The sequence below is a fragment of the Streptomyces sp. CA189 genome (genome assembly GCF_056428985.1).
The window spans coordinates 1-25,049 of record NZ_JBWJVM010000061.1; the positions used below are offsets into that span (position 1 = coordinate 1).

Annotated in this window: 27 protein-coding genes and 1 pseudogene; 6 read left to right on the plus strand and 22 right to left on the minus strand. The window is 70.7% G+C overall.

Going from position 1 to position 25,049, the window contains the following annotated elements:
- Positions 1 to 170 precede the first annotated feature (170 nt).
- The 7 genes from AC061S_RS32455 to AC061S_RS32485 all read right to left on the minus strand — a co-directional run bounded on the left by AC061S_RS32455 (position 171) and on the right by AC061S_RS32485 (position 4,971).
- On the minus strand, positions 171 to 344 hold the full coding sequence (locus AC061S_RS32455) for a DUF6461 domain-containing protein (RefSeq protein WP_478689464.1): 174 nt from the start codon (positions 342 to 344) through the stop codon (positions 171 to 173).
- Between the two features lie 88 nt (positions 345 to 432).
- Entirely contained in the window at positions 433 to 1,830 is a 1,398-nt protein-coding gene (locus tag AC061S_RS32460; RefSeq protein ID WP_478689465.1) for a dicarboxylate/amino acid:cation symporter, read from the minus strand.
- A 115-nt stretch (positions 1,831 to 1,945) separates the two neighbouring features.
- The gene (locus tag AC061S_RS32465) at positions 1,946 to 2,053 is read right to left on the minus strand and encodes a putative leader peptide (protein ID WP_356510414.1); all 108 of its coding nucleotides are present in this window, start codon (positions 2,051 to 2,053) and stop codon (positions 1,946 to 1,948) included.
- A 153-nt stretch (positions 2,054 to 2,206) separates the two neighbouring features.
- Positions 2,207 to 2,479: a DUF4229 domain-containing protein gene (locus tag AC061S_RS32470; protein ID WP_478689509.1), complete on the minus strand. Its 273-nt coding sequence runs from the start codon at positions 2,477 to 2,479 to the stop codon at positions 2,207 to 2,209.
- Positions 2,480 to 2,628: 149 nt separating this feature from the next.
- Positions 2,629 to 3,153, minus strand: coding sequence for an N-acetyltransferase family protein (locus tag AC061S_RS32475; protein ID WP_478689466.1), 525 nt, complete (start codon positions 3,151 to 3,153; stop codon positions 2,629 to 2,631).
- Between the two features lie 119 nt (positions 3,154 to 3,272).
- Positions 3,273 to 4,436 (minus strand): aminofutalosine synthase MqnE, encoded by a 1,164-nt coding sequence (mqnE, locus tag AC061S_RS32480; protein WP_327254377.1) that lies wholly within the window; start codon positions 4,434 to 4,436, stop codon positions 3,273 to 3,275.
- A gap of 79 nt (positions 4,437 to 4,515) precedes the next feature.
- On the minus strand, positions 4,516 to 4,971 hold the full coding sequence (locus tag AC061S_RS32485; RefSeq protein WP_478689510.1) for an Lrp/AsnC family transcriptional regulator: 456 nt from the start codon (positions 4,969 to 4,971) through the stop codon (positions 4,516 to 4,518).
- A gap of 130 nt (positions 4,972 to 5,101) precedes the next feature.
- Between AC061S_RS32485 and AC061S_RS32490 the strand changes: the two genes are divergently transcribed.
- Positions 5,102 to 5,236, plus strand: coding sequence for a hypothetical protein (locus AC061S_RS32490; RefSeq protein ID WP_275431884.1), 135 nt, complete (start codon positions 5,102 to 5,104; stop codon positions 5,234 to 5,236).
- On the opposite strand, the gene AC061S_RS32495 is transcribed toward AC061S_RS32490, so the two are convergent.
- The gene (locus AC061S_RS32495; protein ID WP_478689467.1) at positions 5,233 to 5,937 is read right to left on the minus strand and encodes a UbiX family flavin prenyltransferase; all 705 of its coding nucleotides are present in this window, start codon (positions 5,935 to 5,937) and stop codon (positions 5,233 to 5,235) included. The two genes, AC061S_RS32490 and AC061S_RS32495, sit on opposite strands and share 4 nt — an antisense overlap.
- Before the next feature lie 121 nt (positions 5,938 to 6,058).
- Here AC061S_RS32495 and AC061S_RS32500 point away from each other — a divergent pair, with 121 nt between their 5' ends.
- The gene (locus tag AC061S_RS32500) at positions 6,059 to 6,676 is read left to right on the plus strand and encodes a rhomboid family intramembrane serine protease (protein ID WP_478689511.1); all 618 of its coding nucleotides are present in this window, start codon (positions 6,059 to 6,061) and stop codon (positions 6,674 to 6,676) included.
- Here AC061S_RS32500 and AC061S_RS32505 read toward each other — a convergent pair.
- From AC061S_RS32505 to AC061S_RS32520, 4 genes are all read right to left on the minus strand, one after another.
- Positions 6,673 to 7,257 carry a Uma2 family endonuclease gene (locus tag AC061S_RS32505; RefSeq protein WP_478689468.1) on the minus strand — a complete coding sequence of 195 codons (585 nt, stop codon included), beginning with the start codon at positions 7,255 to 7,257 and terminating at the stop codon, positions 6,673 to 6,675. The two genes, AC061S_RS32500 and AC061S_RS32505, sit on opposite strands and share 4 nt — an antisense overlap.
- A gap of 78 nt (positions 7,258 to 7,335) precedes the next feature.
- Positions 7,336 to 8,259, minus strand: a complete 924-nt coding sequence (gene mqnP / locus AC061S_RS32510) for a menaquinone biosynthesis prenyltransferase MqnP (RefSeq protein WP_478689469.1) — start codon at positions 8,257 to 8,259, stop codon at positions 7,336 to 7,338.
- Positions 8,256 to 8,729, minus strand: coding sequence for a hypothetical protein (locus tag AC061S_RS32515; protein ID WP_478689470.1), 474 nt, complete (start codon positions 8,727 to 8,729; stop codon positions 8,256 to 8,258). The genes mqnP and AC061S_RS32515 overlap by 4 nt, the downstream gene beginning before the upstream one ends.
- A complete protein-coding gene (locus AC061S_RS32520) occupies positions 8,726 to 10,183 on the minus strand; it encodes a menaquinone biosynthesis decarboxylase (RefSeq protein ID WP_243340066.1) in 1,458 nt (485 codons plus the stop codon). The genes AC061S_RS32515 and AC061S_RS32520 overlap by 4 nt, the downstream gene beginning before the upstream one ends.
- A gap of 117 nt (positions 10,184 to 10,300) precedes the next feature.
- Here AC061S_RS32520 and AC061S_RS32525 point away from each other — a divergent pair, with 117 nt between their 5' ends.
- On the plus strand, positions 10,301 to 10,612 hold the full coding sequence (locus AC061S_RS32525; protein ID WP_478689471.1) for a PLDc N-terminal domain-containing protein: 312 nt from the start codon (positions 10,301 to 10,303) through the stop codon (positions 10,610 to 10,612).
- A 27-nt stretch (positions 10,613 to 10,639) separates the two neighbouring features.
- Here the strand turns inward: AC061S_RS32525 and AC061S_RS32530 are convergent, their stop codons facing one another.
- A complete protein-coding gene (locus tag AC061S_RS32530; protein ID WP_478689472.1) occupies positions 10,640 to 11,551 on the minus strand; it encodes a LysR family transcriptional regulator in 912 nt (303 codons plus the stop codon).
- 133 nt (positions 11,552 to 11,684) lie between these two features.
- Between AC061S_RS32530 and AC061S_RS32535 the strand changes: the two genes are divergently transcribed.
- On the plus strand, positions 11,685 to 13,142 hold the full coding sequence (locus AC061S_RS32535) for an MFS transporter (RefSeq protein WP_478689512.1): 1,458 nt from the start codon (positions 11,685 to 11,687) through the stop codon (positions 13,140 to 13,142).
- A gap of 9 nt (positions 13,143 to 13,151) precedes the next feature.
- On the opposite strand, the pseudogene AC061S_RS32540 reads toward AC061S_RS32535, so the two are convergent.
- A pseudogene (locus tag AC061S_RS32540) lies at positions 13,152 to 13,331 on the minus strand (cupin domain-containing protein); the annotation flags it as partial.
- A 143-nt stretch (positions 13,332 to 13,474) separates the two neighbouring features.
- Between AC061S_RS32540 and AC061S_RS32545 the strand changes: the two are divergent.
- The gene (locus AC061S_RS32545) at positions 13,475 to 13,966 is read left to right on the plus strand and encodes a MarR family winged helix-turn-helix transcriptional regulator (protein WP_478689473.1); all 492 of its coding nucleotides are present in this window, start codon (positions 13,475 to 13,477) and stop codon (positions 13,964 to 13,966) included.
- 105 nt (positions 13,967 to 14,071) lie between these two features.
- On the opposite strand, the gene ccsB is transcribed toward AC061S_RS32545, so the two are convergent.
- The 7 genes from ccsB to hemL form a co-directional block, all read right to left on the minus strand.
- Entirely contained in the window at positions 14,072 to 15,175 is a 1,104-nt protein-coding gene (gene ccsB / locus AC061S_RS32550; protein ID WP_478689513.1) for a c-type cytochrome biogenesis protein CcsB, read from the minus strand.
- Complete coding sequence (gene resB / locus AC061S_RS32555; protein ID WP_478689474.1) at positions 15,175 to 16,941, minus strand: cytochrome c biogenesis protein ResB; 1,767 nt, start codon at positions 16,939 to 16,941, stop codon at positions 15,175 to 15,177. The genes ccsB and resB overlap by 1 nt, the downstream gene beginning before the upstream one ends.
- A gap of 13 nt (positions 16,942 to 16,954) precedes the next feature.
- Positions 16,955 to 17,719: a cytochrome c biogenesis CcdA family protein gene (locus AC061S_RS32560; protein ID WP_478689514.1), complete on the minus strand. Its 765-nt coding sequence runs from the start codon at positions 17,717 to 17,719 to the stop codon at positions 16,955 to 16,957.
- A 55-nt stretch (positions 17,720 to 17,774) separates the two neighbouring features.
- On the minus strand, positions 17,775 to 18,410 hold the full coding sequence (locus AC061S_RS32565; RefSeq protein WP_478689475.1) for a TlpA family protein disulfide reductase: 636 nt from the start codon (positions 18,408 to 18,410) through the stop codon (positions 17,775 to 17,777).
- Positions 18,411 to 18,499: 89 nt separating this feature from the next.
- Positions 18,500 to 19,741 carry a polysaccharide deacetylase family protein gene (locus AC061S_RS32570; RefSeq protein WP_478689515.1) on the minus strand — a complete coding sequence of 414 codons (1,242 nt, stop codon included), beginning with the start codon at positions 19,739 to 19,741 and terminating at the stop codon, positions 18,500 to 18,502.
- A gap of 214 nt (positions 19,742 to 19,955) precedes the next feature.
- On the minus strand, positions 19,956 to 20,666 hold the full coding sequence (locus tag AC061S_RS32575) for a histidine phosphatase family protein (protein ID WP_478689476.1): 711 nt from the start codon (positions 20,664 to 20,666) through the stop codon (positions 19,956 to 19,958).
- Positions 20,663 to 21,985, minus strand: a complete 1,323-nt coding sequence (gene hemL / locus AC061S_RS32580) for a glutamate-1-semialdehyde 2,1-aminomutase (RefSeq protein WP_478689477.1) — start codon at positions 21,983 to 21,985, stop codon at positions 20,663 to 20,665. The genes AC061S_RS32575 and hemL overlap by 4 nt, the downstream gene beginning before the upstream one ends.
- A 292-nt stretch (positions 21,986 to 22,277) precedes the next feature.
- Between hemL and AC061S_RS32585 the strand changes: the two genes are divergently transcribed.
- Positions 22,278 to 22,715: a hypothetical protein gene (locus tag AC061S_RS32585; protein ID WP_008738524.1), complete on the plus strand. Its 438-nt coding sequence runs from the start codon at positions 22,278 to 22,280 to the stop codon at positions 22,713 to 22,715.
- A gap of 158 nt (positions 22,716 to 22,873) precedes the next feature.
- On the opposite strand, the gene AC061S_RS32590 is transcribed toward AC061S_RS32585, so the two are convergent.
- Positions 22,874 to 24,898 (minus strand): calcium-binding protein, encoded by a 2,025-nt coding sequence (locus AC061S_RS32590; protein WP_478689478.1) that lies wholly within the window; start codon positions 24,896 to 24,898, stop codon positions 22,874 to 22,876.
- Positions 24,899 to 25,049: the final 151 nt, after the last annotated feature.

Genomic DNA, 25,049 nt, shown 5'->3' on the forward strand with positions numbered 1-25,049 from the left:
TCGCCGCCCACCGCGTCCAGCGCCCTGCCCTCGCGGAACCAGCGACAGGCACTCGGGGGACATGTATCCCACGCCTTCGCCGACTCCTTGAGATCCATGCAGTCGACCGTAACGGCACTCACCCAAATGGACCATCACTCACAAGAGTGGACCAAAGAACCAGCAGTTCCCTACCCCTCGCACGCGTCCCGCGGCTCGGCCTCCACCACCTCCAGCACCCGCACGGGCGAGAGGCCGCGTACCAGCGTCAGCGTGTACCCGCCCTCCAGCGCGTACGCGAACAGCGAGGGCGAGGCCCGTATCCAGCTGTAGTCGGCGGCGGTGGCCGAGCTCGCTGATGTCATACGGCGCATCCTCACACCCCCCACTGACAAGCCGCAGCCCCCGCCCGGACGGACGGGGGCGGGGGCTGCGGTGGTTGGGCGGCGGGGGTCAGGCGGTGACGAGGACCTTCGCCGGGTCGGCGTCGGAGTCGGAGTCGGCCTCCGTGGAGTCGGACTGGGCCTTGGCCTCGGACGGGGCGGGCTCGTCCAGCAGGGACGAGGAGGCGGACGCGTAGGCCGCCTTGTCCAGGATGCCTTCGCGGGCCGCCACGATGACCGGGATCAGCGCCTGCCCGGCCACGTTCGTCGCGGTGCGCATCATGTCCAGGATCGGGTCGATCGCCATCAGCAGGCCCACACCCTCCAGCGGGAGGCCCAGCGTGGAGAGGGTCAGGGTCAGCATGACCGTGGCGCCCGTCAGGCCGGCCGTCGCGGCGGAGCCGATGACCGAGACGAAGGCGATCAGCAGGTAGTCGGTGATGCCGAGCTGCACACCGAAGATCTCCGCGATGAAGATCGCGGCGAGCGCCGGGTAGATCGCGGCGCAGCCGTCCATCTTCGTGGTGGCGCCGAACGGGACGGCGAAGGAGGCGTACTCCTTCGGGACGCCGAGGCGCTCGGTGACCTTCTGGGTGACCGGCATGGTGCCGACCGAGGAGCGGGAGACGAAGGCCAGCTGGATGGCCGGCCAGGCGCCCTTGAAGAACTGGAGCGGGTTGACCTTGGCGACGGTCCACAGGAGCAGCGGGTAGACGCCGAACATCACGAGCGCGGAGCCGACGTACACGTCCACGGTGAAGGTGGCGTACTTGCCGAGCAGGTCCCAGCCGTACGTGGCGATCGCGGTGCCGATCAGGCCGACGGTGCCGATCGGGGCGAGGCGGATGACCCACCACAGGGCCTTCTGGAGCAGCTCCAGGACGGACTCGGCGAGGTTCAGCACCGGCTGGGCCTTGCTGCCGAGCTGGAGGGCGGCGATACCGGCGACGGCGGCGAGGAAGACGATCTGCAGGACGTTCAGCTCGGTGAACGGCGTGATGACGTCGGTCGGCACGATGCCGGTCAGGAAGTCCAGCCAGGACCCTTCGCGCTTCGGCAGCTTGCCGTCCTGCGGGGTGAGGCCGGTGCCGGAGCCCGGGTTGGTGAGCAGGCCGATGGCGAGGCCGATGGCCACCGCGATCAGCGACGTGATCATGAACCAGAGCAGCGTGCGCGAGGCCAGCCGCGCGGCGTTGTTCACCTTCCGGAGGTTGGTGATCGACACCAGGATGGCGAAGAAGACGAGCGGGGCGACGGCCAGCTTCAGGAGCTGGACGAATATGTCGCCGATCTGCTCCAGGGTCGTACCGAGCCAGCTGATCTCCTGGCTGCGGGAGAGCCAGCCGAGCAGCACACCGAGCACGAGGCCGGTGACGATCTGGGCCCAGAAGGGGAACGAGAACGAGGACTTCTTCACCGGGGCGGGGGCCTCGGCGGCAGGGGTCTGCGGTGACGCGGACACGGACACTCTCCGGGTGGTTCTGCGGTGTGTGCGGTGGGGTGGTGGTGCGGTGCGGCAGCACCCGGAAAAGCCAAGAGCCGGGCGGGCGGGACCGCTGCTGTGCCAGGGCTGGTCGCGGGACTCAGCGACAACAGCAACAGGCCGCGGACGCGCGGCGGCAGAGGTCGACGTGCAGGCGCGCCACGAGCGGAACGCTCGTGATCGTCTGGTGCGCTGCTGTCGTCAACATGTTGAACACGCTAACACTTCACCTTTGAGAATCTCAAAGGGTCCCTTTGGGTCTGCGCGGGCCGGAAACCCCGGCGAACTCCCCGGAAAACGCCGAAAGCCCCGGCATGACGGGCGGTGACCCGATGCCGAGGCAATTCGATGTGTGATGAAGCTAACTGGCGCGCGCGGCCTCGTCGACCGCGTCGTCCTCCTGGCTGCGGTTCGCGGCGAGCTTGTCCTTCGCGCCCGCGACGCGTCCGGAGATGGCCGCGGACATCTCGTCGCGCTGCTTGCGCAGCAGGACGAAGGAGAGCGGCGCGGAGAGCACGAGGGCGAGCAGCACGACCCAGGCGGGGTTGGCGTCACCGAGACCGGAGGGCACCCAGCCCAGCCGGACCAGACCGGCGACGAGGACGAGGCACCCGACGAAGATCCCCAGGCGCATCGCGGTGTAACGGATCGTCGCGCTCGGCTTGAGGGACACGGTGACCCCTTCTCTCTCGTCGTCCTACGGCGGTACGTGTGCCCGTCCAGTGAAGCACGCCGGACCCCCGCTCCGGCCCGGCGGGGTCGCGCCCCGCGGGGCCCCGCAGGTCAGTGCAGCGGCAGCAGGAGGGTGACGTCGTCGCGGTCGTCGCCCGGGGCCACGCGGATGGCGCCGGGGACGCGGCCGACCTCCTTGTAGCCGCAGGCGGCGTAGAAGTCCTCCAGACCCAGCCCGCCCCGGCAGCTGAGGCGGATCGCCTCGATGCCGTCCATCGTGCGGGCGGCGTCCGCGAGGGCCGCCATCAGCGCGCGGCCGGCGCCGCGGCCCTGGAGGGCGGGGTCGACCATGACCGTGTAGACCCAGACCCAGTGCTTCTGCAGCCGGTGCTGGTTGGGGGCGATGACGGCGGTGGCGCGCACCCGCCCGGCGGCGTCGCGCCCGACGAGCAGCCGGCTGCGGCCCTCGGCGGCCGCGGCGAGGTGCTTGCCCACGTCGGGGCGGACGTCCTCGATCGCCACGGGCGGTACGAAGCCCACCGCGCCGCCGGCGTTGGACACGTCGGTCCAGAGCGCGGCGAAGTCTTCAGCCAGGGCGGGGTCCACGACCGGATCGAAGGTGAAGGTAAGGGCCATTAGGCTAGATTACCTATTACCCGATGGGGTGCGCAATGTGCCCCGACCCCCCACGAGGGGAGGACCGGGGCACAGGGCATCAGGACAGCCGGACAATCGACCAGACAAGCAGCCGGACGTCAGACCCGCATCGCCTGCGGGGTCTCGCGGAGCTCCGCGTCCGGGCCGGGGTACTCGCGGATGATCTCGTAGCGCGTGTTGCGCTCGACCGGGCGGAAGCCCGCCTCGCGGATCAGTTCCAACAGGTCCTCGCGGCCCAGCTTGTTCGGGGTGCCGTAGTTGTCCGCGTCGTGCGTGATCTTGTACTCGACGACCGAGCCGTCCATGTCGTCCGCGCCGTGCTGGAGGGCGAGCTGCGCCGTCTGCACGCCGTGCATCACCCAGAACACCTTGACGTGCGGGACGTTGTCGAAGAGCAGACGGGAGACCGCGAAGGTCTTCAGCGCCTCGGCGCCCGTCGCCATCGTCGTACGCGCCTGGAGCTTGTTGCGTACCTTGCCGTCCTTCATGTCCACGAAGTCGTGCTGGTAGCGCAGCGGGATGAAGACCTGGAAGCCGCCGGTCTCGTCCTGCAGTTCGCGCAGCCGGAGCACGTGGTCCACGCGGTGGCGCGGCTCCTCGATGTGCCCGTAGAGCATCGTCGCCGGGGTCTTGAGGCCCTTGGAGTGCGCGAGGCGGTGGATGCGCGACCAGTCTTCCCAGTGGGTGCGGTGGTCGACGATGTGCTGGCGGACCTCCCAGTCGAAGATCTCCGCACCGCCGCCGGTGAGCGACTCCAGACCGGCCTCGATCAGCTCGTCCAGGATGTCGGAGGCCGACATGCCGGAGATCGTCTCGAAGTGGTGGATCTCGGTCGCCGTGAACGCCTTCAGCGAGACGTTCGGCAGCGCCTCCTTCAGCGCGGAGAGCGAGCGCGGGTAATACCGCCAGGGCAGGCTGGGGTGCAGGCCGTTGACGATGTGCAGCTCGGTGAGGCTCTCGTTCTCCATGGACTTCGCCAGGCGGACGGCTTCCTCGATGCGCATCGTGTACGCGTCCTTCTCGCCCGGCTTGCGCTGGAACGAGCAGTACGCGCACGAGGCCGTGCACACGTTCGTCATGTTGAGGTGGCGGTTGACGTTGAAGTGGACGACGTCGCCGTTCTTGCGCGTGCGCACCTCGTGGGCGAGGCCGCCGAGCCAGGCCAGGTCGTCCGACTCGTAGAGGGCGATGCCGTCCTCACGGGTCAGCCGCTCGCCGGAGCGAACCTTGTCCTCCAGCTCACGCTTGAGCCCAGCGTCCATGCCGGTCCTCTCCATCTGTCCTCGAATCCGCGCGGTCCGTGTGCCCCACAACCGCGCCCCAACCGTACTCTCAGCGCCCTCAGGCCTCCTCCGGCAGGCCCCCGACCCGGTTCTCCCACTTGGTGGAGAGCACGATCGTCGTGCGCGTGCGCGAGACGCCCTTGGTGCTGGAGAGCTTGCGGATGATCCGCTCCAGCCCGTCCACGTCGCCGGCCCGGACCTTGAGCATGTACGAGTCGTCGCCGGCGATGAACCAGCAGTCCTCGATCTCGGTGAGGTCGCGCAGCCGGCGGGCCACGTCCTCGTGGTCCGCGGCGTCGGAGAGCGAGATGCCGATCAGTGCCGTGACGCCGAGGCCGAGCGAGGCCGCGTCCACGGTCGCGCGGTAGCCGGTGATGACCCCGGCCGTCTCCAGCCGGTTGATCCGGTCGGTGACGCTGGGGCCGGAGAGGCCCACGAGCCGGCCCAGCTCGGCGTACGAGGCGCGTCCGTTCTCACGAAGTGCCTGGATGAGCTGCTTGTCCACCGCGTCCATGTACCTGGAACCTTCCATTATTCGGCATTCCCTCAAGTTTACGTATAGAATCAAAGGCACACAGGGTCGACACCCTGTGAATCTTTCAACAGATCAAAGACGATCTGACGATTTTCAGGAGTGGTTCACCGTGTACACGATCGAGATGGCCTACGCGCACATGCGACAGCTCCAGGAGCTGGCCAACCGATCCCGCACCGACCAGCCCGCCGCCGCACACCGAGTCGACAAGACCCGCAAGCCGGGGCGCGCCAAGAAGCGCTAAGCGCCACCGCTCGCCTCCCGGGCCTGCCCGGGAGCGGGCAGACGGGAGCCACCGAGCTCCCCCTCCCACCGGCGGTACAGCCCGTGCGGCACCCCTGCCGCGTCGAGCACCCGCCCCGCGACGAAGTCCACCAGATCCTGGATGTGCGTCGCACCCGCGTAGAACGCCGGAGAGGCGGGCAGCACCACTGCGCCCGCCTCGTCCAGGCTCACCAGATGCTTCAGCGTCTGCCCGCTCAGCGGGGTCTCCCGAACCGTCACCACCAGCCGGCGCCGCTCCTTGAGCGTCACGCTCGCGACCCGCTGGAGCAGGTCCTTCGACAGCCCGAGCGCCACTCCGGCCACACAGGCCGTGGACGCGGGCACGATCAGCATCCCCTTCACCGGGTACGAGCCGCTGCTCGGTCCGGCCGCCAAGTCCCCCGCGGGCCAGTAGCGCACGCCGTCCAGGTCCGGGCTCGCGAAGGTCGCGGGCTTGCCGTCGGCCCCCCGCTCCAGCCACTCCCCCAGATCGTCCCGCCAGTGCGCGTCGCGGAAGGCGATCCCCGTCTCGTCCAGCAGGGTCAGCCTGGACGCCCGGCTCACCACCAGGTCCACGCTCTCGCCCGCCGCCAGCAGCCCGCGGATCACGGCGGCCGCGTACGGCGTCCCGGACGCCCCGGAAACCCCGACCACCCACGGGGTGCGCTTGCCCTCAGTCATACCTCCGAGACTATCCGGCCACCGCCGAGGGGCACTGGCTAAGGTGTCCGCACGTTCAAGGGGTGGACACGCAAGCGTGGGGAGCAGGGTCGTCATGAGCGGGAGCGGAAGCGGAAGCGGGATGCGCGCGGGCGGTACGGACGCGGCGGCGGGTGCGGGCCGATGGACCCGGACCGGGCGGGCCCTGACCGCCGCGAAGCTGATGCTGGGCTGGATTGCGCTGCTCTGGCTGATCGAGGCCGTCGACTACGCCACGGGCCACGCGCTCGACTCCTACGGGATCACCGCGCGGGAGGCCGACGGCCTGAGCGGGATACCTCTGGCGCCCTTCCTGCACTTCGGCTTCGACCACGTGGCCTCCAACAGCGTCCCGCTGCTGGTACTCGGCTTCGTCACCGCGCTCAGCGGCATCGGCCGCTTCCTGGCCGTCAGCGCGGCCATCGTGCTGGCCGACGGCTTCGCCGTCTGGCTGATCTCCCCGCCCCACAGCGTCACGGCGGGCGCCTCGGGCCTGGTCTTCGGCCTCTTCGGCTACCTGCTGGTCCGCGGCTTCGTGGAACGCAGCCCCCTGGGCGTGGCGGTCGCCGTCGTCATCGCCGCCGTCTGGGGCACGACCTTCCTGGCCGGAGCCCTGCCGACGGACTCGATGGTCAGCTGGCAGGCCCACCTCTTCGGCCTCCTGGCCGGCGCGGCGGTGGCCCTGGTGGCCCGGCCGCGGCCGGAGGTGGCGGCGGTCTAGGCGGCGGAGCCGGGGTCGACGGGGAGGATCGCCGTGTCCACCGAGACCCTGCCGATGCCTGTCTCCACCGTGACCGTCTTCCCGTACGGGATCACGTCACGGCCCCGGTAGCCGTCGGGGCCGGGATTCCACAGGGTCGTGCACCGCGCCTTGTAGGGGTCGAAGATCAGGTAGTGCGGGATGCCGCGCCGGGCGTAGGCCCGGTCCTTGATCTCGTAGTCGTTGCGCACGCTGCTCGGGGAGACGACCTCGATGACGAGCTCGACCAGGTCAGGCGGGTAGGCGCTGAGGTTCCTGTCCGCCTCCGCCTCGGGAATGACAGCGAGGTCGGGGCAGAACTCGTTCTCACCGTCGAAGGGGACGGCAACGTCGCTGATAAAACCCCACTCCGGCGGAATCTGGGCTTCCAGCGTGTTCCACAGCAACCGGATGGTCCTGGCGTGGTGCGGCTTCAGTGGACTCATCACGATGGCGCCCTCGACAATCTCCATCCGGTACCCGGGGAACATGTCCTCGAACCGGCTGAGCTGTGAGTGCAGGCGCTCGGTCTCCGAGACGGTCACGTCAGCCTCCCTGTCCATGCACTCGATGGTATGCCGCACGCTAGCCACCGGGGCAGGTCGCGAACCGCCGAATCCGGCAGGGCACACACGATCGAGTTACAGCGACAGCCCCCGCACCACCAGGTCCAGCAGGGCGCAGACGAACAGCGCCATGCCGATGAAACCGTTCACCGTGAAGAAGGCGCGGTTCAGGCGGGACAGGTCGTGGGGCGTGACGATGGTGTGCTCGTAGACGAAGGCGGCCACGACGATCAGCAGGCCGACCCAGAACAGCCGGCCCGCGTCCGTCGCCACCGCGTACCAGGCCAGCAGGGCCGTGGCCACGACGTGCGCGCCGCGCGCGCCCCACAGGGCGGCCGGGATGCCGTAGCGGGCGGGGACGGACTTGACGCCCTCCGCGCGGTCCGCGGCCACGTCCTGGCAGGCGAAGATCAGGTCGAAGCCGCCGATCCACACGCCCACCGCGAGGCCGAGGATCACCGCGTCCCAGGACCACTCGCCGGTGATCGCGATCCAGGCCCCGACCGGGCCCATCGCCTGGGCGAGGCCGAGGATGGCGTGCGGGAAGTTCGTGAACCGCTTCCCGTACGGGTACACCACCATCGGCACCACGGCGATCGGCGCCAGCATCAGGCAGAGCGGGTTCAGCAGCGCGGCCGCGCCCAGGAAGACCGCGAGGGCGATCCCGGCCCCGGTCCAGGCGGAGCGGACCGAGACGGCGCCCGTCACCAGCTCCCGGCCGGCGGTCCGCGGGTTCCGCGCGTCGATCTCCCGGTCGATGATCCGGTTGGCGGCCATCGCGAAGGTCCGCAGCCCCACCATGCAGACGGTGACGAGCAGCAGCTTGCCCCAGTGCATCCGCTCGTCGAGCGTGTACATGGCGGTGAGCGCGGCGATGTAGGCGAAGGGCAGCGCGAAGACCGAGTGCTCGATCATCACGAGCCGCAGGAACGCCTTGACCTTGCCGGTGGCCTGCGGCGCGGGACCGGATCCGACGACCTCGTCGGCGGTGGTCATCATGCGAGGGTTCTCCGGAACTCTTCGATGTCGGCCAGCAGCTCCGCCGCCGGCAGAGCGCCCAGCTCCAGGCTCTGGGGGGCGGCCCCGTCCTCCTCGCCCTCGGGCGGGGTGACATGGGCGGTGACCAGCCAGGCGTCGCCCGAGGGGCGGGCCTCCAGGCGCAGGAAGTTGCCCGCCTCGGCCGTGAACGGCTCGGCCGCCGCCAGCGCGAGCTGCAGCTGCTCCGCGAAGCCGTCCGCCTCGGTGTCCCGGGCGCCCGGCAGCTCGAAGCCACCGCCGTCCTCGGCCACCTCGAACATCACGGCCCAGGTGTCCCCGGGCCCGGCGAACTCCTCGGGGCTCACTCCCGCCTCGCGCGCGGCCAGCACCACCCCGGGCTGCGCCGGGTCGATCTCCGGGCGCGCCAGGGCCACGTACGCATCGGGCGTGCCGATGACCAGCTCCGGGCCGCCCACCTCGATCGGGCTCACAGTCCGTACTCCTTCCAGCGGCTGTCCACCAGGGCGGCGGTGGCCGGGTCGGACTCGACCATGTCAGGCCAGCCGCCGTCCCGGGTGTAACCCTCCGTCGGCAGCTTCTTCGTGGCGTCGATCCCCGCCTTGCCTCCCCAGAACTGCTGGTAGGAGGCGTGGTCCAGGTGGTCCACCGGGCCCTCCACGACGGTGAGGTCGCGGGCGTAGTCCGTATTGCCGAGCGCCCGCCAGGAGACCTCGTGGAGGTCGTGGACGTCGCAGTCCTTGTCCACCACGATGATCAGCTTGGTCAGCGACATCATGTGCGCGCCCCAGATGGCGTGCATGACCTTCTGCGCGTGCTTCGGGTACTTCTTGTCGATCGAGACGATCGCGCAGTTGTGGAAGCCGCCCGACTCGGGGAGGTGGTAGTCCACGATGTCCGGGACGATGATCTTGAGGAGCGGGAGGAAGAAGCGTTCCGTCGCCCGGCCCAGCGGGCCGTCCTCCGTCGGCGGCCGGCCGACGACGATCGACTGGATCAGCGGACGCTTCCGCATCGTCACGCAGTCGATCGTCAGCGCGGGGAACGGCTCCTGCGGGGTGTAGAAGCCGGTGTGGTCGCCGAAGGGGCCCTCGGGGAGCGTCTCCCCGGGCTCCAGCCAGCCCTCGATGACCACCTCGGCGTTGGCCGGGACCTGGAGCGGGACGGTCTTGCAGTCCACCATCTCGATCCGCTTGCCCGCCACGAACCCGGCGAAGAGGTACTCGTCGATGTCGCCCGGCAGCGGCGCGGTCGACGCGTACGTCACGGCCGGCGGGCAGCCGAAGGCGATCGCGACCGGCAGCCGCTCACCGCGCGCCGCGGCCACCGCGTAGTGGTTGCGGCTGTCCTTGTGGATCTGCCAGTGCATGCCGATGGTGCGCTTGTCGTGGCGCTGGAGGCGGTACAGGCCGAGGTTGCGCACGCCCGTCTCCGGGTGCTTGGTGTGCGTCAGGCCGAGGTTGAAGAAGGAGCCGCCGTCCTTGGGCCAGGTGAAGAGGGCCGGGAGCTGGTCCAGGTCCACGTCGTCGCCGGTGAGGACGACCTCCTGGACGGGCGCGGAGTCGCCCTTCACCTTCTTCGGCGGGACGTGCACCATCGAGCCGAGCTTGCCGAAGGCCTCGCGGACTCCGATGAAGCCCTGCGGCAGCTCCGGCTTCAGCAGGCCGCCGATCTTCTCGCTGATCTCGGCGTACGACTTCAGGCCGAGGGCCTTCAGCAGTCGCCGGTCGGTGCCGAAGACGTTCATGGCCAGCGGCATCGCCGAGCCCTTGACGTTCTCGAAGAGCAGCGCGGGTCCACCCGCCTTGTTCACTCTGTCGACGATCTCCCCGACCTCTAGGTACGGGTCCACTTCGGCCTTGATGCGCTTGAGGTCGCCCTCCCGCTCGAGGGCCCGGAGCAGCGAGCGGAGATCGTCGTAAGCCATGCACGCAATTGTGGCATCCCCGCCCAGGGCCCGAACCGCGGCGGGCCCTCTACCCTGGAAGAGTCCACGGCGGGCCTGCCCGGTCCGCACCGTTCTTCTGGGGGTCGGTCCCACACCGTGCTGCGCTATCTGCCGTTCCTGCTGATCATCGCGCTGACCATCTACGCCTTCATCGACTGCCTGAACACGCCGGAAGAGGAGGTCAAGCACCTTCCGAAGGTCGTCTGGGTCATGATCATCCTGCTCTTCTCGATCATCGGTCCTGTGGTGTGGCTCTTCGCGGGCAAGAAGCGGGTGCCCGGCGGTGGCGGCCGGCCGCGTCCGGGCCGCCGCACGTGGGTGGCCCCGGACGACAATCCGGAGTTCCTGAAGTCCCTGCGCGAGGAGCGGGACGAGAAGAAAGAGGAGAAGGACAAGGACAAGGACTGAGTCCTACGGGGCTGCGGCGCCCGGCCCCTACGGGGCCCCGGCCCCGGCCCGCGCCGCCGCCCGCTGCGCCGCCTGCGCGAAGGCCCGTACCGCCCCGGTGTCCTCGCCCGCTCGCCAGACCAGTCCGTACCCGACCGGCTCGGCGTCCGCCACCGGTACGTGGGTGACCCCGGGGCGGGCGTGGTAGGCCGCCGCGTGGGCCGAGGTCAGCAGGGCGCCCCGGCCCGCCGCGACCAGCATCAGCGCCTCCTGCAGGTTCGTCACCTCCGGGCCGCGCCGGATCGGCCGACCGCCCGGGGTGCGCGCCGGGGCCTGGTGTTCGCGCAGGTACGCGGGCAGGTCCCCGGCGACGGCCAGCAGCGCGACCCCCGCCAGCTCCTCCAGCGTCACGGAGTCCCGCGCGGCCAGCGGATGCCCGGCGGCCACGGCCAGCGCCCGCGCCTCGGTGAACAGCGCCGGCCCCTCCCCCAGATCGGGTTCGCGGACCGGGAACTCCGCGAAGGCCACGTCGAAGGCCCCGCCGCGCAGTTGCCCGTACGGGTCGGAGAGCGGCACCTCGCACACCTCGACGCTGATGCCGGGGTGCGTGCTGCGCATGGCCTGCGCGGCGCGCAGGACGAGCTCACCCGCGGGCGGGGTGGTGAAGCCGACGTGCAGCACCCCGTCCGCCGCGCGGGCGGTGGCCGCGGCCCGCTCCAGGGCGGCGGCGATGCCGCGGTGGTGGGGTTCCAGGTCGGCGCGGAGCTGGGCGCCGAGCGCGGTGAGGGCGACGCTGCGGCTGGTACGCAGGAAGAGCGGGGCGCCGACGCGCCGTTCGAGGCGCTGTACGAGCTGGCTGACGCGGGCTCGGGAGAGCAGCATGCGCTCGGCGGTGCGGCCGAAGTGCAGCTCCTCGGCCAGGATCAGGAAGCAGTCCAGCTCATCGCGATCGGTAAGCATGACTGAACGAACGTTGAGGTCTTCGCCGTTGTTCCCGTACGGGCGGCGGGCGAGGGTTGTTGAGCCGGCAACTTCCCGCTCTTCCCTCCCTCTTCTTCCCTTCTGCGAGGTCTCCGTGGACTCCATCGATCCCATCCGGGGGCGCCGGCTCGGCGTCCTGCTCGTCCTGTGCGGCGCCATCTTCCTCGAAGGCATCGACGTCGCGATGCTGAACGTGGCCCTGCCGTCCATCCGCGCCGACCTCGGCCTCGAAACCGGCACGCTCCAGTGGGTGATGAGCGCCTACGTGCTCGGCTACGGCGGCTTCATGCTGCTCGGCGGCCGCGCGGCCGACCTCTTCGGACGCCGCCAGATGTTCATCGCCTGGCTGACGGTGTTCCTGCTCTTCTCCGGCCTCGGCGGGCTCGCCACCGAGGGCTGGCAGTTGATCGCCGCCCGCTTCGTGACCGGGGTCGCCGCCGCCTTCATGACCCCGGCGGGCCTCTCCATCATCACCACCGGCTTCGACGAGGGGCCCCAGCGGGAGAAGGCGCTGCTCGTGTACTCGGGCACGGCCGCCGCCGGGTTCTCCGTCGGGCTGGTCGCGGGCGGGCTGCTCGCCTCGGTGGGCTGGCGCTGGGTGTTCTTCGCCCCCGTGGCGCTGGCCGCGCTGATCCTGGCAGGCGCGCTGGCCTTCGTACCGAAGGAGGCCGGTTCCGAGCGGGCCGCACGCCGCGAGCGGGGCCGGATCGACGTGTGGGGCGGGCTGCTCGTGACCGCGGGCGTCGTGCTGCTCGTCCTCGGCGTGGAGGAGCTCTCGGCGCTGCCCGCGGTGGCGGGGCTGGCGCTGCTCGGGGCGTTCGCCCTCGTCGAGCGGCGCACGGCCGAGCCCCTGGTCCGGCTCGGCATCCTGCGCTCGCCCGGGCTGCTGCGGGCCAACGCGGCGGCGCTGCTGTTCTCGGCCGCGTTCTTCGGCTTCCAGTTCCTGGTGGTGCTCTACCTCCAGGAGGTGCGCGGCTGGTCCACCCTGCAGACCAGCCTCGCGATGCTGGTGATCGGGATCGACGCGGTCCTGTCGCCGACCGTGGTGCCGAAGCTGGTGGCGCGGTACGGCAACGGCCGGCTGATCCTCGGCGGCCTGCTGCTGGCGGCGCTGGCGTACGGGATGTTCCTGCCGCTGGGCGCCGACTGGTCCTACCTGCTGATGCTGCCGAGCCTGATCCTGCTCGGGCTGGCCTTCGCGCTGGTCTACGGGCCGCTGACCATCGTCGCCACCGAGGGGATCGCGGAGGAGGAGCAGGGCCTGGCGGGCGGCCTCCTCTACACGGCGTTCCAGTTCGGCGCGGCGCTCGGGCTGGCCGGTGTGACGGGGGTGGCGGCCGGCGCCGCCGAGCCCCTGGACGGGTACCGGGCGGCGCTGCTCGTCCCCTTCGTGGCGGCGCTGGTGGCCGCGGCCGTCAGCCTGCCGGGGGTCCGGCGGGGCTCACACCGCCCAGGGCAGGGGGCGGGTGCCCTCGGTGCCGGGGACGGAGACGAGGCCGTCGGCGCGCATGGCGACGTACACCTCGGTGTCCGCCAGGGCGTGGACGTGGCGCAGGACGTCCGGGGGTAGCACCACGGAGTCACCTGCGGCGACCTTCTCGGTACGGCCGCCGCAGGTGACGTCCAGGGCCCCGGCGGTGACCGTCCAGACCTGCTCGCGGCTGACGGAGTGCTCGGGTCCGGTGATTCCGGCGGGGATGGCGGCGTGCCAGGTGCTCAGTTCGGCGCTGCCCCGGCTGGGGGAGGCGAAGCCGGTCATGGTCGCGTTCGGGGTGCTGATGACGTGGTCGGCGGACGGGGTGATGACGCGCAAGGCGGTTCCTTCGCTTCCGGGACAGGTGAGTCAAGCTGCTTTACTCAGACGAGTAAAGCAGCTTGACTCACCTGTGTCACCATGTTTCCGTGACCACCCACCAGAGCGACGACGGCAGCGGCGACCACGACGGCATCGAGCTGACCTTCCTCCTCGGCCTCGGCTTCCAGCTCCTGCTCGGCGAGTTCACCCGCCGCCTCGAAGAGGCCGGGTACGCCGACGGCCTGCGCCCCCTGCACGGCATGGCCTTCCAGGCCCTGGGGGCCTCCGGCGCCACCGCGACCGAGCTCGCCGAACGGCTCGGGGTGACCAAGCAGGCCGCCGGGCAGCTCGTGGACGACCTGGAGCGGCGCGGCTACCTGCGCCGCACCCCGCACCCCGAGGGCGGCCGCCGCAAGCTGGTGGTCCTGACGGAGGCCGCGACCGCCCACCTGGGGGCGGCCGGACGGGTGCTGCACGAGCTGGAGGCCGAGCTCGGCCGCGGCAGCGTCGACCTCGGCGCCCTGCGCACCGAACTGGGCCGCCTGGTCCACACCCTGAACGGGGACGGCCCCCTCCCGCCGCTGCGCCCCACCTGGTGACGGGGCGGCGGCGGACCGAGAACACCGGAAACACAGGAGGGGCCGGGCGGCCTTTCGGCTGCCCGACCCCTCCTGTGTTCCGTCCGACTGTTCGTCCGACTGGGGCTAGACGCCCGCGTACGAGTGCTTGCCGCTCAGCAGGATGTTCACGCCGTAGTAGTTCCAGATCCAGCAGGCGAACGCGAAGAGCGCGAGGTACGCGGCCTTGCGGCCCTTCCAGCCGGCCGTGGCGCGGGCGTGCAGGTAGCAGGCGTACGCCACCCAGGTCACGAAGGACCAGACCTCCTTGGGGTCCCAGCCCCAGTAGCGGCCCCACGCGTCGCCGGCCCAGATCGCGCCCGCGATGATCGTGAAGGTCCACAGCGGGAAGACGGCCGCGTTGATGCGGTACGAGAACTTGTCGAGCGAGGCCGCCGACGGGAAGCGCTCCATGACCGAGGTGGCGAACTTGCCGGGCTGCCCGCCCCGCACGAGCTTCGCCTCGTAGGAATCGCGGAAGAGGTACAGGACCGCGCCGGCCGCACCGATGTAGAAGACCGCACCGCAGATGATCGCGGTGGAGACGTGGATCAGCAGCCAGTACGACTTCAGCGCGGGGACCAGCTGGTCGCTGTCGGTGTAGAGCACCGTGGTGGCGATGCCCAGGTCGAGCAGGACCGTGGTGACCAGGAACAGGCCGAGCCAGCGGACGTTCTTCTTCAGCGCCAGGAGCAGCAGGTACGTGCCGACGGCCACCGTGGAGAAGGTGATCGAGAACTCGTACATGTTGCCCCAGGGGGCCCGCTCCACGGACATCGCGCGGGCGACGACGCCGGCGGCCGCGAGGAGGAAGCCGAGGGTGGTCAGCGAGACCGCGATGCGCCCGTACAGGTCGCCCTGGACGGTGCCGCCGGCCGCGCCGGGGCCGTCCGGGACGTCACGGGTGCCGGCGGCGCTGCGCGTGACCACCGTGGGCTTGTCGAGGACGGCGGTGCCGGCCTTGCCCCGCACCTGGACGGCGGGAGCGGCGGCCTTGGCCCCGGACGCGGCGCCGGACGCGGCCCCGGAGTTGGTGAGCGCGGCGGCCGTACGGGCCACCTTGCTGCGGCTGCCGAAGATCCACTCGGCGATGTGGGCGAAGAAGGCGAGGGTGTAGACCGCCATGGACGCGTAGATCAGGTTGTTGCTGAGGTGAGCCAGACTCTCGTTGGCTGCGGCCGCGAGCTGCATCACGCGCGCTCCCCTTCGACTTCTTCGGCTTCTTCGGCAGGTTGGGTGGATTCGACAGGCGAGGCGGGCGCCGCCGTGGGCGCCTGCTGGTGAAGCGCGCCGGCCAGGACCGCCAGCTCCTCCGGAAGCTTGGCGGACTCGCTGCGGCCGAGGCCCGCCATCTCGACCACGGTCACCCCGTCCTTGCCCCGGACCGCGCGCACCCAGATCCGGCGGCGCTGGATGAAGAGGGAGCCGGCGAGTCCCGCGATGGCGGCGACGGCGCCCGCGAGGGCGAGGCCGCTGCCGGGCTGGTGGGTGATCGAGAAGGTCGCCCAGCGCTCGATGGACTCGAACTTCACGGTGCCCTGGCCGCCGGGCAGTTCCATGGTCTCCCCGGGCAGCATCCGCTTCGCGAGCGGCTGGCCGTCCTCGGTCTTGAACTGCTCCATCTTGGAGGTGTCCAGCTGGTACACGTTCTGCGGCAGGCCCGAGTCCACCCCGAGGCTGCCGTGCCACGCGTTCAGCGCGAGTGCCGGGAAGTCCAGCTCCGGGAACTGCGAGAACATCGTGCCCTGGCCGGCGCCCGCGAAGGTCGGCACGAACATCGCCGCGAAGCCGAGCTGCGTCGTCTTCCCGTCCTTGTCCTTGTAGCCGTCGGTGACCTTGATGGCGCCGGTCGAGGTGAGGTTGCCGTCCTGCGGCAGCATCGGCACGGCGTCCTTGTAGATCACCTTGCCGGTGGAGTCGGTCACCGAGATGACCGGCGCGTAGCCGTGGCCGAGCAGGTAGACCTTGGAGCCGTCCACCTCCATCGGCTTGTTGACCTGGATCTCGCGCTTCTCCGGCTTGCCGTGCGCGCCGTTGCTGAAGGTGACGTACGCCTTGAAGTCGCGCGGGGTGCCCTTCTGCGGGCCCGTGCGCTCGAACGTCGCGTCGAACTTGTCCAGGGTGAAGGAGAAGGGCGGCAGGTCCGCGGAGTCGAAGAGGCCGCCGGCCTTGAAGTCGTCGTACTGGGTCAGCGTGTTCGAGAAGCCCTTGCCGCGCAGGACGAGCTTGCCGCCCTCGGACTTGAAGTACTGGCCCCAGGCGAAGGCGATCAGCATGACGATCAGCGCCACGTGGAAGATCAGGTTCCCGGCCTCGCGCAGATAGCCTTTCTCGGCCGAGACCGATCCCGACCCCGATCCCGTACCTGTCTCCGTACGGAAGCGGCGGCGGCCGAGCAGGCCGTGCGCGGAGGCGAGCACCTCGTCCGGGGGGGTGTCCGTGCGCCAGGTCGCGTACGCGGGCATCCGGTCGAGCCGCTTGGGCGCGGCCGGCGGCCGGCCGGTGAGCTGGCCGACGAACTGCCAGGAGCGCGGCAGGATGCAGCCGATCAGCGAGATGAACAGCAGCAGGTAGATCGCGGAGAACCACACCGAGCTGTAGACGTCGAACAGCTGGAGCTTCTCGGCGACGCCCACCCAGGAGGCGTGCTCCTTCTTCCAGGCGGCGACCTTCATCAGGTCGACCTGGTTCTGCGGGACCAGCGAGCCCGGGATGGACGCCAGCGACAGCATGAAGAGCAGGATCAGCGCCACCCGCATGGAGGTGAGCTGCCGCCAGAACCAGCGGGCCCAGCCGAGCACCCCGATGCCCACGGGGCCGCCGGGGGCGTCCTCCAGGGGGGCGGTGGACAGCTGCGCGCCGGCGGCCGCCTCGGCCGAAGCCTCGGCGGAAGCGGAATCCTCGGACTCCGGGGCATCGTGCGGCGCCTCGGTGGACGCCTTGTCGGTCGTACTCATGTCCGTGTAGTCCTCAGATCCCCACCGTGAAGCCTTGGGTCCAGCTCTGCATGTCGCTGACGATGCTGCTCCACAATCCTGTGACGAGCAGCAGACCGGTCAGGATCAGCATGCCGCCGCCGATGCGCATCACCCACGCATAGTGCTTCTTCACCCAGCCGAACGCGCCGAGCGCCTTGCGGAAGGCGAGGGCGGTGGCGATGAACGGCAGCCCCAGTCCCAGGCAGAAGACCACGGTCAGCAGCGCGCCGCGGCCCGCGGTGGCCTGGTCGAGGGAGAGGGTGCCGACGGCCGCGAGGGTCGGGCCCATGCAGGGGGTCCAGCCGAGGCCGAAGAGCACGCCGAGCACGGGTGCGCCGATCAGGCCGACGGTCGGCTTCTTGTGGAAGCGGAACTCGCGCATCGTCAGACCGGGGATCGCGCCCATGAAGAACAGGCCGAGCAGGATCACCAGGCCGCCGAGGACCCGGGAGATGACTTCCTTGTTCGCGTCGAGGGTCTGCCCGAAGTAGCCGAACAGCGCGCCGGTCGAGACGAACACGGCCGTGAACCCGAGGACGAACAGGCTCGCACCGCCCAGCATCCGGCCGCGGCGGGCCTCGGCGAGGTCGGCGCCGCCGACGCCGGTCACGTAGGAGAGGTAGCCGGGGACCAGGGGCAGCACGCAGGGCGAGAAGAAGGAGACCAGCCCGGCGAGCAGGGCGATCGGCAGGGCCAGCAGCAGGGCGCCGTTGAGGACGGTCGTGTTCACGCCGGTCGGTTCGGCGGCGAGGACCACGTCGGAGAGCGGCCCGGAGAGCCCTGCGAGTCCGGGGAGTGCGGTGACCACGAGGTCACTTCTCCGCGAGGACGGGCTCGATCATCGAGCGCAGCTGCTCCTCGCTGACCGCGGCCAGGGTGCGGGAGGCGATCTTGCCGTCCTTGTCGAGGACGAGCGTGGAGGGGATGGCCTGGGGGTTCAGCGTGCCCTTGGGGAACCGGAGCATCAGCTTGCCGTCCGGGTCGTAGAGGCTCGGGTAGGTGATCCCGTAGGTCTCTTCGAAGGAGACGGCGTTCTGCTTGGTGTTGTCGCGGGTGTTGATGCCGACGAAGGCGATGTCCTGACCGGCGTCCGCCATCTCCTTGGAGACCTTGGCGAAGGACGGGGCCTCGGCCCGGCACGGCGGGCACCAGGAGCCCCAGACGTTGAGGACGACGACCTTGCCCTTGAGGGTGGTGGTGTCCAGCGTCTTGCCGTCCACCGTCTCCCCGTCGAGCTTGGGGGCCTCGGTGCGGTCGGCCTTGGCGACGGTGGAGACGCCTCTGGAGCCCGTCACGTAGTTGCCGCCGGCGGAACCGGAGGATTTGCTGCCGCCGTCCGCATCGCTGCACGCCGTGAGGGTGAGGGCGCCGGCGAGGGTCACCGCGGTCAGCAGGGTGGCGCGGCCGCTGGTCGAGCGGCTGCGGCGGGGGGCGCGGCTAAGGCTCATGTGAAAAGTTTCGCATGTGCCGTTTGCGGATCTTCCGCGCCCCCCGGACGGTCTGTTAAGCCGCTGGTCAGGTGCTGACCCGGGGCGGGTCAGACGGCCGTGAGATACGTGCCCCAGCCACCGGTCGGCGCCTGACCGGGGCCGAGCGTGCGCAGCTTGGCGAGCACCTTGGGGTCCTGGACGTCCAGCCAGTCGGTGAACTGCCGGAAGGATACGAGGCGTACGTCCTTTTTGTCCGCCATACCCTTGAGGGACTCCTCGACGGCGTCCATGTAGATGCCGCCGTTCCACTCCTCGAAGTGGTTGCCGATGAAGAGGGGCGCGCGGTTGCTCTCGTAGGCCCGCTTGAAGCCGCCCAGGTAGGCGCCGGTGGCCTGGGTGCGCCAGGCCGGGTAGTTGGACGGGACGCCCTTGGTGGTGTTCTTGGACTGGTTCGCGAGGATGTTGTAGTCCATCGACAGCACCTCGAAGGAGTGCCCGGGGAAGGGGAGCGACTGCAGCGGCAGGTCCCACAGGCCGCCGCGCTTGACCGGCCACTGCTGGAGGCCGCCGGGCGAGCTGGAGTCGTAGCGCCAGCCCAGCTTCTGGGCGGTGGGCAGCAGGTTGTCCTGGCCGAGCAGGCAGGGGGTGCGGGCGCCGACGAGCTCCTTGCGGTAGTCGAAGGGCAGCGGTTCGAGGTCGGTCCAGCCGGTGTTGGTGCGCCAGTTGGTGACGAAGGACACGGCCTGGTCTATCTCGCTCTGCCAGTCCTCCGGGGTCCACTTGCCGACCGACCCGGAGCCGCCGCAGAAGTGCCCGTTGAAGTGGGTGCCTATCTCGTGGCCGTCCAGCCAGGCCTCGCGCACGTACTTCAGGGTGTTGCGGACGTTCTCGTCCTTGAGGTAGCCGATGTCGGAGGCGCCGACGGGGTTCTTCGGCGGGCGGTAGAGGTGCTTCTTCGACTCGGGCAGGAGGTAGATCCCGGACAGGAAGAAGGTCATCGCCGCGCCGTGGTCCTTGGCGAGCTTGAGGAAGCGGGGGAAGAGGCCGTTGCCGATCTCCCCCGCGCCGTCCCAGCTGAACACCACGAACTGGGGCGGGGTCTCGCCCGGCTGGAGGGGTACGGGGGCGGCCGGCTGGTGCGGCTGCGGCCCGGTGTCGGCGGTGGATCCGTCGCCGATCGGCTTGACCGCCGGGCCGGGCGGGGCGGTGGGCGGCGTGGCGCCCGACGGGTTGACCGGTCCGGGGTTGCCCGCTCCGGACGGGCCGCCGACGCTGCAGCCGGCCATGCCGGCCGCCGCGGCGGCTCCAAGTCCGAGCCCGAGTACTCCTCTTCGGCTGAAGCCGCGCATATCGCTCATGAACTTCATACAAACGGACATTTCGGCGATGTCGAGGGGTGACACGGCCTCATCCGGCAACTTGTATGAAATTAGCCAGAGTCTTGACCAAACGGGCACGGACCGAGGGGTTGCGCCTCGAACCGGGCTGCGCCCTGGGCTCATGACTCCGGGCCCAGCCCCCGAGGGGGACGGGCCCGGAGTCATCCGTACCGTGCGGCCGGGGCTAGGCGCCGAACGCCTTGGACTTGCCCTTCACCGGCTTCGCCCCCGCGAGGAGGTGCGCCGGGACCAGGTCCCGGGCCGGCTCGCTGTAGCCCACCGACACCAGCTTGTCGCCCTGGTACGTGAACGAGGTCAGCGAGGCCAGCGTGCACTGGCGGCGGCGCGGGTCGTGCCACAGCCGCCGCTTCTCCGCGAAGCTCCGCACGATCCAGATCGGGAGCTGGTGGCTGACCGCCACCGCCTCGTGGCCGCGGGCCGCGTCACGGGCGGACTCGATCGCGCTCATCATCCGCACGACCTGCTCGACGTACGGCTCGCCCCAGGACGGCTTGAACGGGTTCGTCAGGTGCTTCCAGTTCTCGGGCCTGCGCAGCGCGCCGTCCCCGACCCCGAAGGTCTTGCCCTCGAAGACGTTGCCCGCCTCCAGGAGGCGGCCGTCCGTCGCCAGGTCCAGCCCGTGCGACTTGGCGATCGGCGCCGCCGTCTCCTGGGCCCGCTCCAGCGGGGAGGCCACGACGTACGTCACGTCCCGGTTCTCCAGGTGCTCCGCGACCCGGTCCGCCATCTTGCGACCCAGCTCGGAGAGGTGGTAGCCGGAGCGGCGGCCGTAGAGCACGCCGTCCGGGTTGTGCACCTCGCCGTGGCGGACCACGTGGACGACGGTGACCTCGTTGCCCCCGACCGGGGCTCCGGCGCTCGCTCCGGCGCTCACGCGGTGGCCTCCGCGGCGGCCCGGGCGGCGGCCGGCAGGGCGGCCGCGATGCGCTCGATCGCCTTGTCGTCGTGGGAGGTGGACACGAACCACGACTCGAACGCCGACGGCGGCAGGTAGACACCCTGTGCCAGCATCGAGTGGAAGAAGCCGTTGAAGCGGAACGCCTCCTGCTTCTTCGCATCGTCGTAGGTGCGGACCTCGTCCTCGGTGAAGAACACGGAGAACATGTTGGAGGCGGTCTGCACCCGGTGCGCGACGCCCTCCTTGGTCAGCGCCTCGGTGACCAGCCCCTGGATCCGGCTCGACACCGCGTCGACCTTCTCGTACGCCGCCGCGTCCAGCAGCCGCAGCTGCGCGAGACCGGCGGCCGTCGCGATCGGGTTCCCGGACAGCGTGCCCGCCTGGTAGACGGGACCCGCGGGCGCGAGGTGGCCCATGACGTCCGCCCGGCCGCCGAACGCCGCGGCCGGGAAGCCGCCGCCCATGACCTTGCCGAAGGTCATCAGGTCGGGCTTGACCCCGTCCACGCCGTACCAGCCGGCGCGCGAGGTACGGAAGCCCGTCATGACCTCGTCGGAGATGTACAGGGCGCCGTTCGCCCGGCACAGGTCGGCGAGCCCCTGGTTAAAGCCCTCCCCCGGGGGCACGACGCCCATGTTGCCGGGCGCGGCCTCGGTGATCACACAGGCGATCTCGCCGGGGTGCGCGGCGAAGGCCGCCCGAACCGATTCCAGATCGTTGTAGGGGAGCACGATCGTGTCCCCGGCCTGCGCGCCCGTCACCCCGGGGGTGTCCGGCAGCGCGAAGGTCGCGAGCCCGGAGCCGGCGGCGGCCAGCAGCGAGTCCACGTGCCCGTGGTAGCAGCCGGCGAACTTCACGATCTTGGCGCGGCCGGTGAACCCGCGGGCGAGGCGGATCGCGGACATGGTCGCCTCGGTCCCGGAGGACACCAGGCGGACCTGCTCCACGGGCTCGATCCGCGCGACGATCTCCTCGGCGAGCGCGACCTCCCCCTCACCGGGGGTGCCGAAGGAGGTGCCGCGGACGACGGCGGCCTGGATGGCCTCCACCACGGCCGGGTGGGCGTGGCCGAGGATCATCGGCCCCCACGAGCAGACCAGGTCGACGTACTCGCGCCCGTCGGCATCGGTCAGGTACGGACCGGTACCGGACACCATGAACCTGGGCGTTCCGCCCACGGCTCGGAAGGCGCGCACGGGAGAGTTCACGCCGCCAGGCGTCACGAGGGACGCGCGGTCAAAGAGAGTCTGCGAGACTTTGGCTTCATACGGGTACGGGTAGCTCACACCAGCCATGGTCTCAGAGGCCGCGACTGACTTGCGGACGGGCGTTTCACCGCGCCGCCCCGGGGGAGGTCACTGCCATGATGATCAGGCTGCGTGGCGGGGGTCACGGGGCCGGGGCAGGCAAGACCAGTCGGGTGGAGATATGCAACGCGGTGGTGGACCGGGCGAGGGCACGGACGGCCTGGACCCGCAGCGCGCCCGGGAACGTCGCCGCGGCAAGCACCGCCGACGCGCCACGGACGCGGCAGAACCCGTACCGGGCCCGACGCAGGACCCCGACGGCCTCCCCAGGGGCCGCGGCATGGGCGTGACGTACAAGTACTTCGGCGCACCCGACGGAGCCACGGCCGCGCGCGTCCCGGTGACGATGCGGCCGGAGGAGCTGGGCGGCGACGAGCTCGGCATGGGCGGCATGTTCACCAAGATCAAGCCGGAAACGGTCGCGGCGATGGTCCTGACCGGCATCGAGGGCATACCCCTGCACAAGGTGCCCCCGCTGGAGCTGGTCGTCCTCCACCCCGACTACGCCGTCGTGAAGCTCCCGATGACCGTCGTCGACCCGCTGCGCGGCATCGGCGAGGAATCGGTCGGCGCCGCCGCCTTCATCTGGTCCACGGTCCCCGACCGCGGCGGCCCCCGCGACGCCTTCAACGTCTACCAGCTGCTCCACGAGTGGCAGGATTTCAGCCATCGCCTCCACGAGGCGGGGCACCAGCCGTACTGCCTGGTCTGGCCCTGACCGATCTGGCCCTGACCGGTCTCGCCCTGACACGCCTGGCCCCGACCGGTGTGGCCCCGACTGGTGTGGCCCCGACCGGTTCGCGAGAGCCGCGGGCCCGCCCCGGGCGACGTGACGTCTGAGGGGCAGGCCCCGCGGGCCGGGGAGTGAGCCTTTCGCTACGGGCAGCTCAGGCGGGTGTCGCCCGAGTCGGTGGTGCACGTGTCGGTGCCGAGGCCGCCGTTGGCGGTGTCGTTGCCGGAGACGCCGTCGACCGTGTTGAGCAGGTCGTTGCCGTAGTAGCCGGTCAGCGTGTCGTTTCCGCTGCCGCCGTTCAGTGTGTCGGTGCCGAAGCCGCCGTCCACGTTGTCGTTGCCGGGGCCCGCGTGGACGGTGTCGTTGCCGTAGCCGGCCCGGACGATGTCGTTGCCGCTGAGGGCGCAGATCACGTCGTTGAAGTAGCCCCCGGTCAGGGTGTCCGCACCGCTGGTGCCGACGATCGTGCAGCCCCGCGCGTTGTTGACCGTGCTGGTCGCCGTCGCCGTGTTGTTGGCGGGCACCGGGTCGGTTTGTGCCGCGCTGACCGTGGCCCGGTCGGACAGGGTGCCCGTGGCCCGGGGTTCGGCGACCACCGTCACCGTCGCCTGGGCGCCCGGGGCGAGGGAGCCCAGAGCGCAGGTGGCGCTGGTGGACGTGGTGGTGCAGGTGCCCTGGCCGGGCGTGGCGGACAGGAGGGAGCCGGGTCCGGTGAGGGTGTCGGCCAGCGTGACGCCGGTGGCAGCCGTCGTGGTGCTCGTGTTCGTCACCGTCACGGTGTAGGTGGCCTGGTCGCCGATGGAGACGGCGGCGGGTCCGGTCTTGGTGACGGACAGGTTCACTCCGGGCGGGGGCGGCGGCGTCGCGGCGACCTGGTAGCGGACCAGTCCTTGGTCGTCGCCGTTGTTGCCGGCGAGGACGATCTTGCCGTCGGACTGCAGTGCCACCGCACTGGCGGTGTCGAAGAAGCCGAAGTACACGTCGGTGGTGACCTTGCCGCCGGTTCCGAAGCCGCCGTCCAGGGTGCCGTCGGTGTTGTAGCGGGCCACCGCGAAGTCGGTCTGGCTGATGCCCGCGGCGACGATCTTGCCGTCGGGCTGCAACGCCAGGTCGGAGCTTCCGTCCAGGGTGCCGGTTCCGAAGTCGGTCGTGACCTTGCCGTCGCCGTCGAAGCCGCTGTCGAGACTGCCGTCGGTGTTGTAGCGGGCCAGTGCGAAGTTGAAGGCGCTGGTCCCCGCCACGACGGTCTTCCCGTCGGGCTGCACCTTCACTCCACCGGCCACGTCGGCCTCGGCGAAGGCGGTGGTCACCCTGCCGTCGCCGTCGAAGCCGGTGTCCAGGCTGCCGTCCGCGTTGTAGCGGGCGACCGCGAAGTCGGAGGCGTTCGCCGGGTAGTTGTACCCGGCGCGACCGGTGATGACGATCTTGTCGTCCGCCGGCAGCAACGCCACGTCGAAGGCGGTCGCGGAGCCGCCTTCGAAGGCGGTGCTGACCATGCCGTCGCCGTCGAACCCGGTGTCGGGACTGCCGTCGGGGTGGTAGCGGGCCACCGCCACCTCGGCCCCGCTCATTCCGACGGCGACGATCGCACCATCGGCCCGCACCGCTACCGCGAAGGCCTCCTGCGAGCCACCCGTTCCGAAGTCGGTGAGCACGGTGCCGTCGCCGCCGAAGCCGGTGTCGAGGCTGCCGTCGGTGTTGTAGCGGACCACCGTGAACGCGTACCAGCCGCTCACCGGATGCACGCTGCGGCCGACCACGACGATCTTGCCGTCCGGCTGCACCGCCACCCCGTTGGCCACGTCCTCGTTCTCGTTCTCGTTGCCGCCGCTCACGTCGGTCAGGACCCGACCGTCGCCGTCGAAGCTGGTGTCGAGGCTGCCGTTGGTGTTGTACCGGGCCAGCGCGAAGTCGGCCGCGCCGCCCGGCGGAGGCTCGGCGAGACCGACGGTGACGATCTTGCCGTCCGGCTGCAACGCCATGTCGCGGCTCTCGTCGTAGCCGCCGAAGTTGGTGACGACCTTGCCGTCGCCGTCGAAGGTCGGATCGAGGTCGCCCGGCGCGGCGAGCGCGGCTCCCGGCAGGGTCAGGACCAACGCCAGACCGGTGGCGGCCGCCACCCCGGTTCGCTCCAGCGTTCTTCTCAGACCAGCAGTGAATGTGGACATGGAGGCCTTTCGTCTGCTCGCCGCCGGCGTCCGGCGGTTCGCCGCCTTCAGTGACAGGCCACAGCCTGTTGGCACCTTCGCGGCGGAGCGGCTACGGCTGGCCCCCCTGCGCCCACTGGCTGCCTCGATCCACCCCCACGGGTGAGGCCGC

Excerpts from the sequence above, each read along its gene's own strand:
- AC061S_RS32485 (WP_478689510.1), bottom strand. The coding sequence starts at position 4,971 with ATGGACGCGGTGGACAAGCAGCTCATCCAGGCACTTCGTGAGAACGGA.
- AC061S_RS32585 (WP_008738524.1), top strand. The coding sequence starts at position 22,278 with ATGGGCGTGACGTACAAGTACTTCGGCGCACCCGACGGAGCCACGGCC.
- AC061S_RS32495 (WP_478689467.1), bottom strand. The coding sequence starts at position 5,937 with ATGACTGAGGGCAAGCGCACCCCGTGGGTGGTCGGGGTTTCCGGGGCG.
- mqnE (WP_327254377.1), bottom strand. The coding sequence starts at position 4,436 with ATGGACGCTGGGCTCAAGCGTGAGCTGGAGGACAAGGTTCGCTCCGGC.
- AC061S_RS32505 (WP_478689468.1), bottom strand. The coding sequence starts at position 7,257 with ATGGACAGGGAGGCTGACGTGACCGTCTCGGAGACCGAGCGCCTGCAC.
- AC061S_RS32530 (WP_478689472.1), bottom strand. The coding sequence starts at position 11,551 with ATGCTTACCGATCGCGATGAGCTGGACTGCTTCCTGATCCTGGCCGAG.
- AC061S_RS32520 (WP_243340066.1), bottom strand. The coding sequence starts at position 10,183 with ATGGCTTACGACGATCTCCGCTCGCTGCTCCGGGCCCTCGAGCGGGAG.
- AC061S_RS32570 (WP_478689515.1), bottom strand. The coding sequence starts at position 19,741 with ATGCGCGGCTTCAGCCGAAGAGGAGTACTCGGGCTCGGACTTGGAGCC.
- AC061S_RS32475 (WP_478689466.1), bottom strand. The coding sequence starts at position 3,153 with ATGGCCCTTACCTTCACCTTCGATCCGGTCGTGGACCCCGCCCTGGCT.
- resB (WP_478689474.1), bottom strand. The coding sequence starts at position 16,941 with ATGAGTACGACCGACAAGGCGTCCACCGAGGCGCCGCACGATGCCCCG.
- AC061S_RS32470 (WP_478689509.1), bottom strand. The coding sequence starts at position 2,479 with ATGCGCCTGGGGATCTTCGTCGGGTGCCTCGTCCTCGTCGCCGGTCTG.
- AC061S_RS32500 (WP_478689511.1), top strand. The coding sequence starts at position 6,059 with ATGCGCGCGGGCGGTACGGACGCGGCGGCGGGTGCGGGCCGATGGACC.
- AC061S_RS32590 (WP_478689478.1), bottom strand. The coding sequence starts at position 24,898 with ATGTCCACATTCACTGCTGGTCTGAGAAGAACGCTGGAGCGAACCGGG.
- ccsB (WP_478689513.1), bottom strand. The coding sequence starts at position 15,175 with ATGCAGCTCGCGGCCGCAGCCAACGAGAGTCTGGCTCACCTCAGCAAC.
- mqnP (WP_478689469.1), bottom strand. The coding sequence starts at position 8,259 with ATGATGACCACCGCCGACGAGGTCGTCGGATCCGGTCCCGCGCCGCAG.
- AC061S_RS32455 (WP_478689464.1), bottom strand. The coding sequence starts at position 344 with ATGACATCAGCGAGCTCGGCCACCGCCGCCGACTACAGCTGGATACGG.
- AC061S_RS32465 (WP_356510414.1), bottom strand. The coding sequence starts at position 2,053 with ATGTTGACGACAGCAGCGCACCAGACGATCACGAGCGTTCCGCTCGTG.
- AC061S_RS32565 (WP_478689475.1), bottom strand. The coding sequence starts at position 18,410 with ATGAGCCTTAGCCGCGCCCCCCGCCGCAGCCGCTCGACCAGCGGCCGC.
- hemL (WP_478689477.1), bottom strand. The coding sequence starts at position 21,985 with ATGGCTGGTGTGAGCTACCCGTACCCGTATGAAGCCAAAGTCTCGCAG.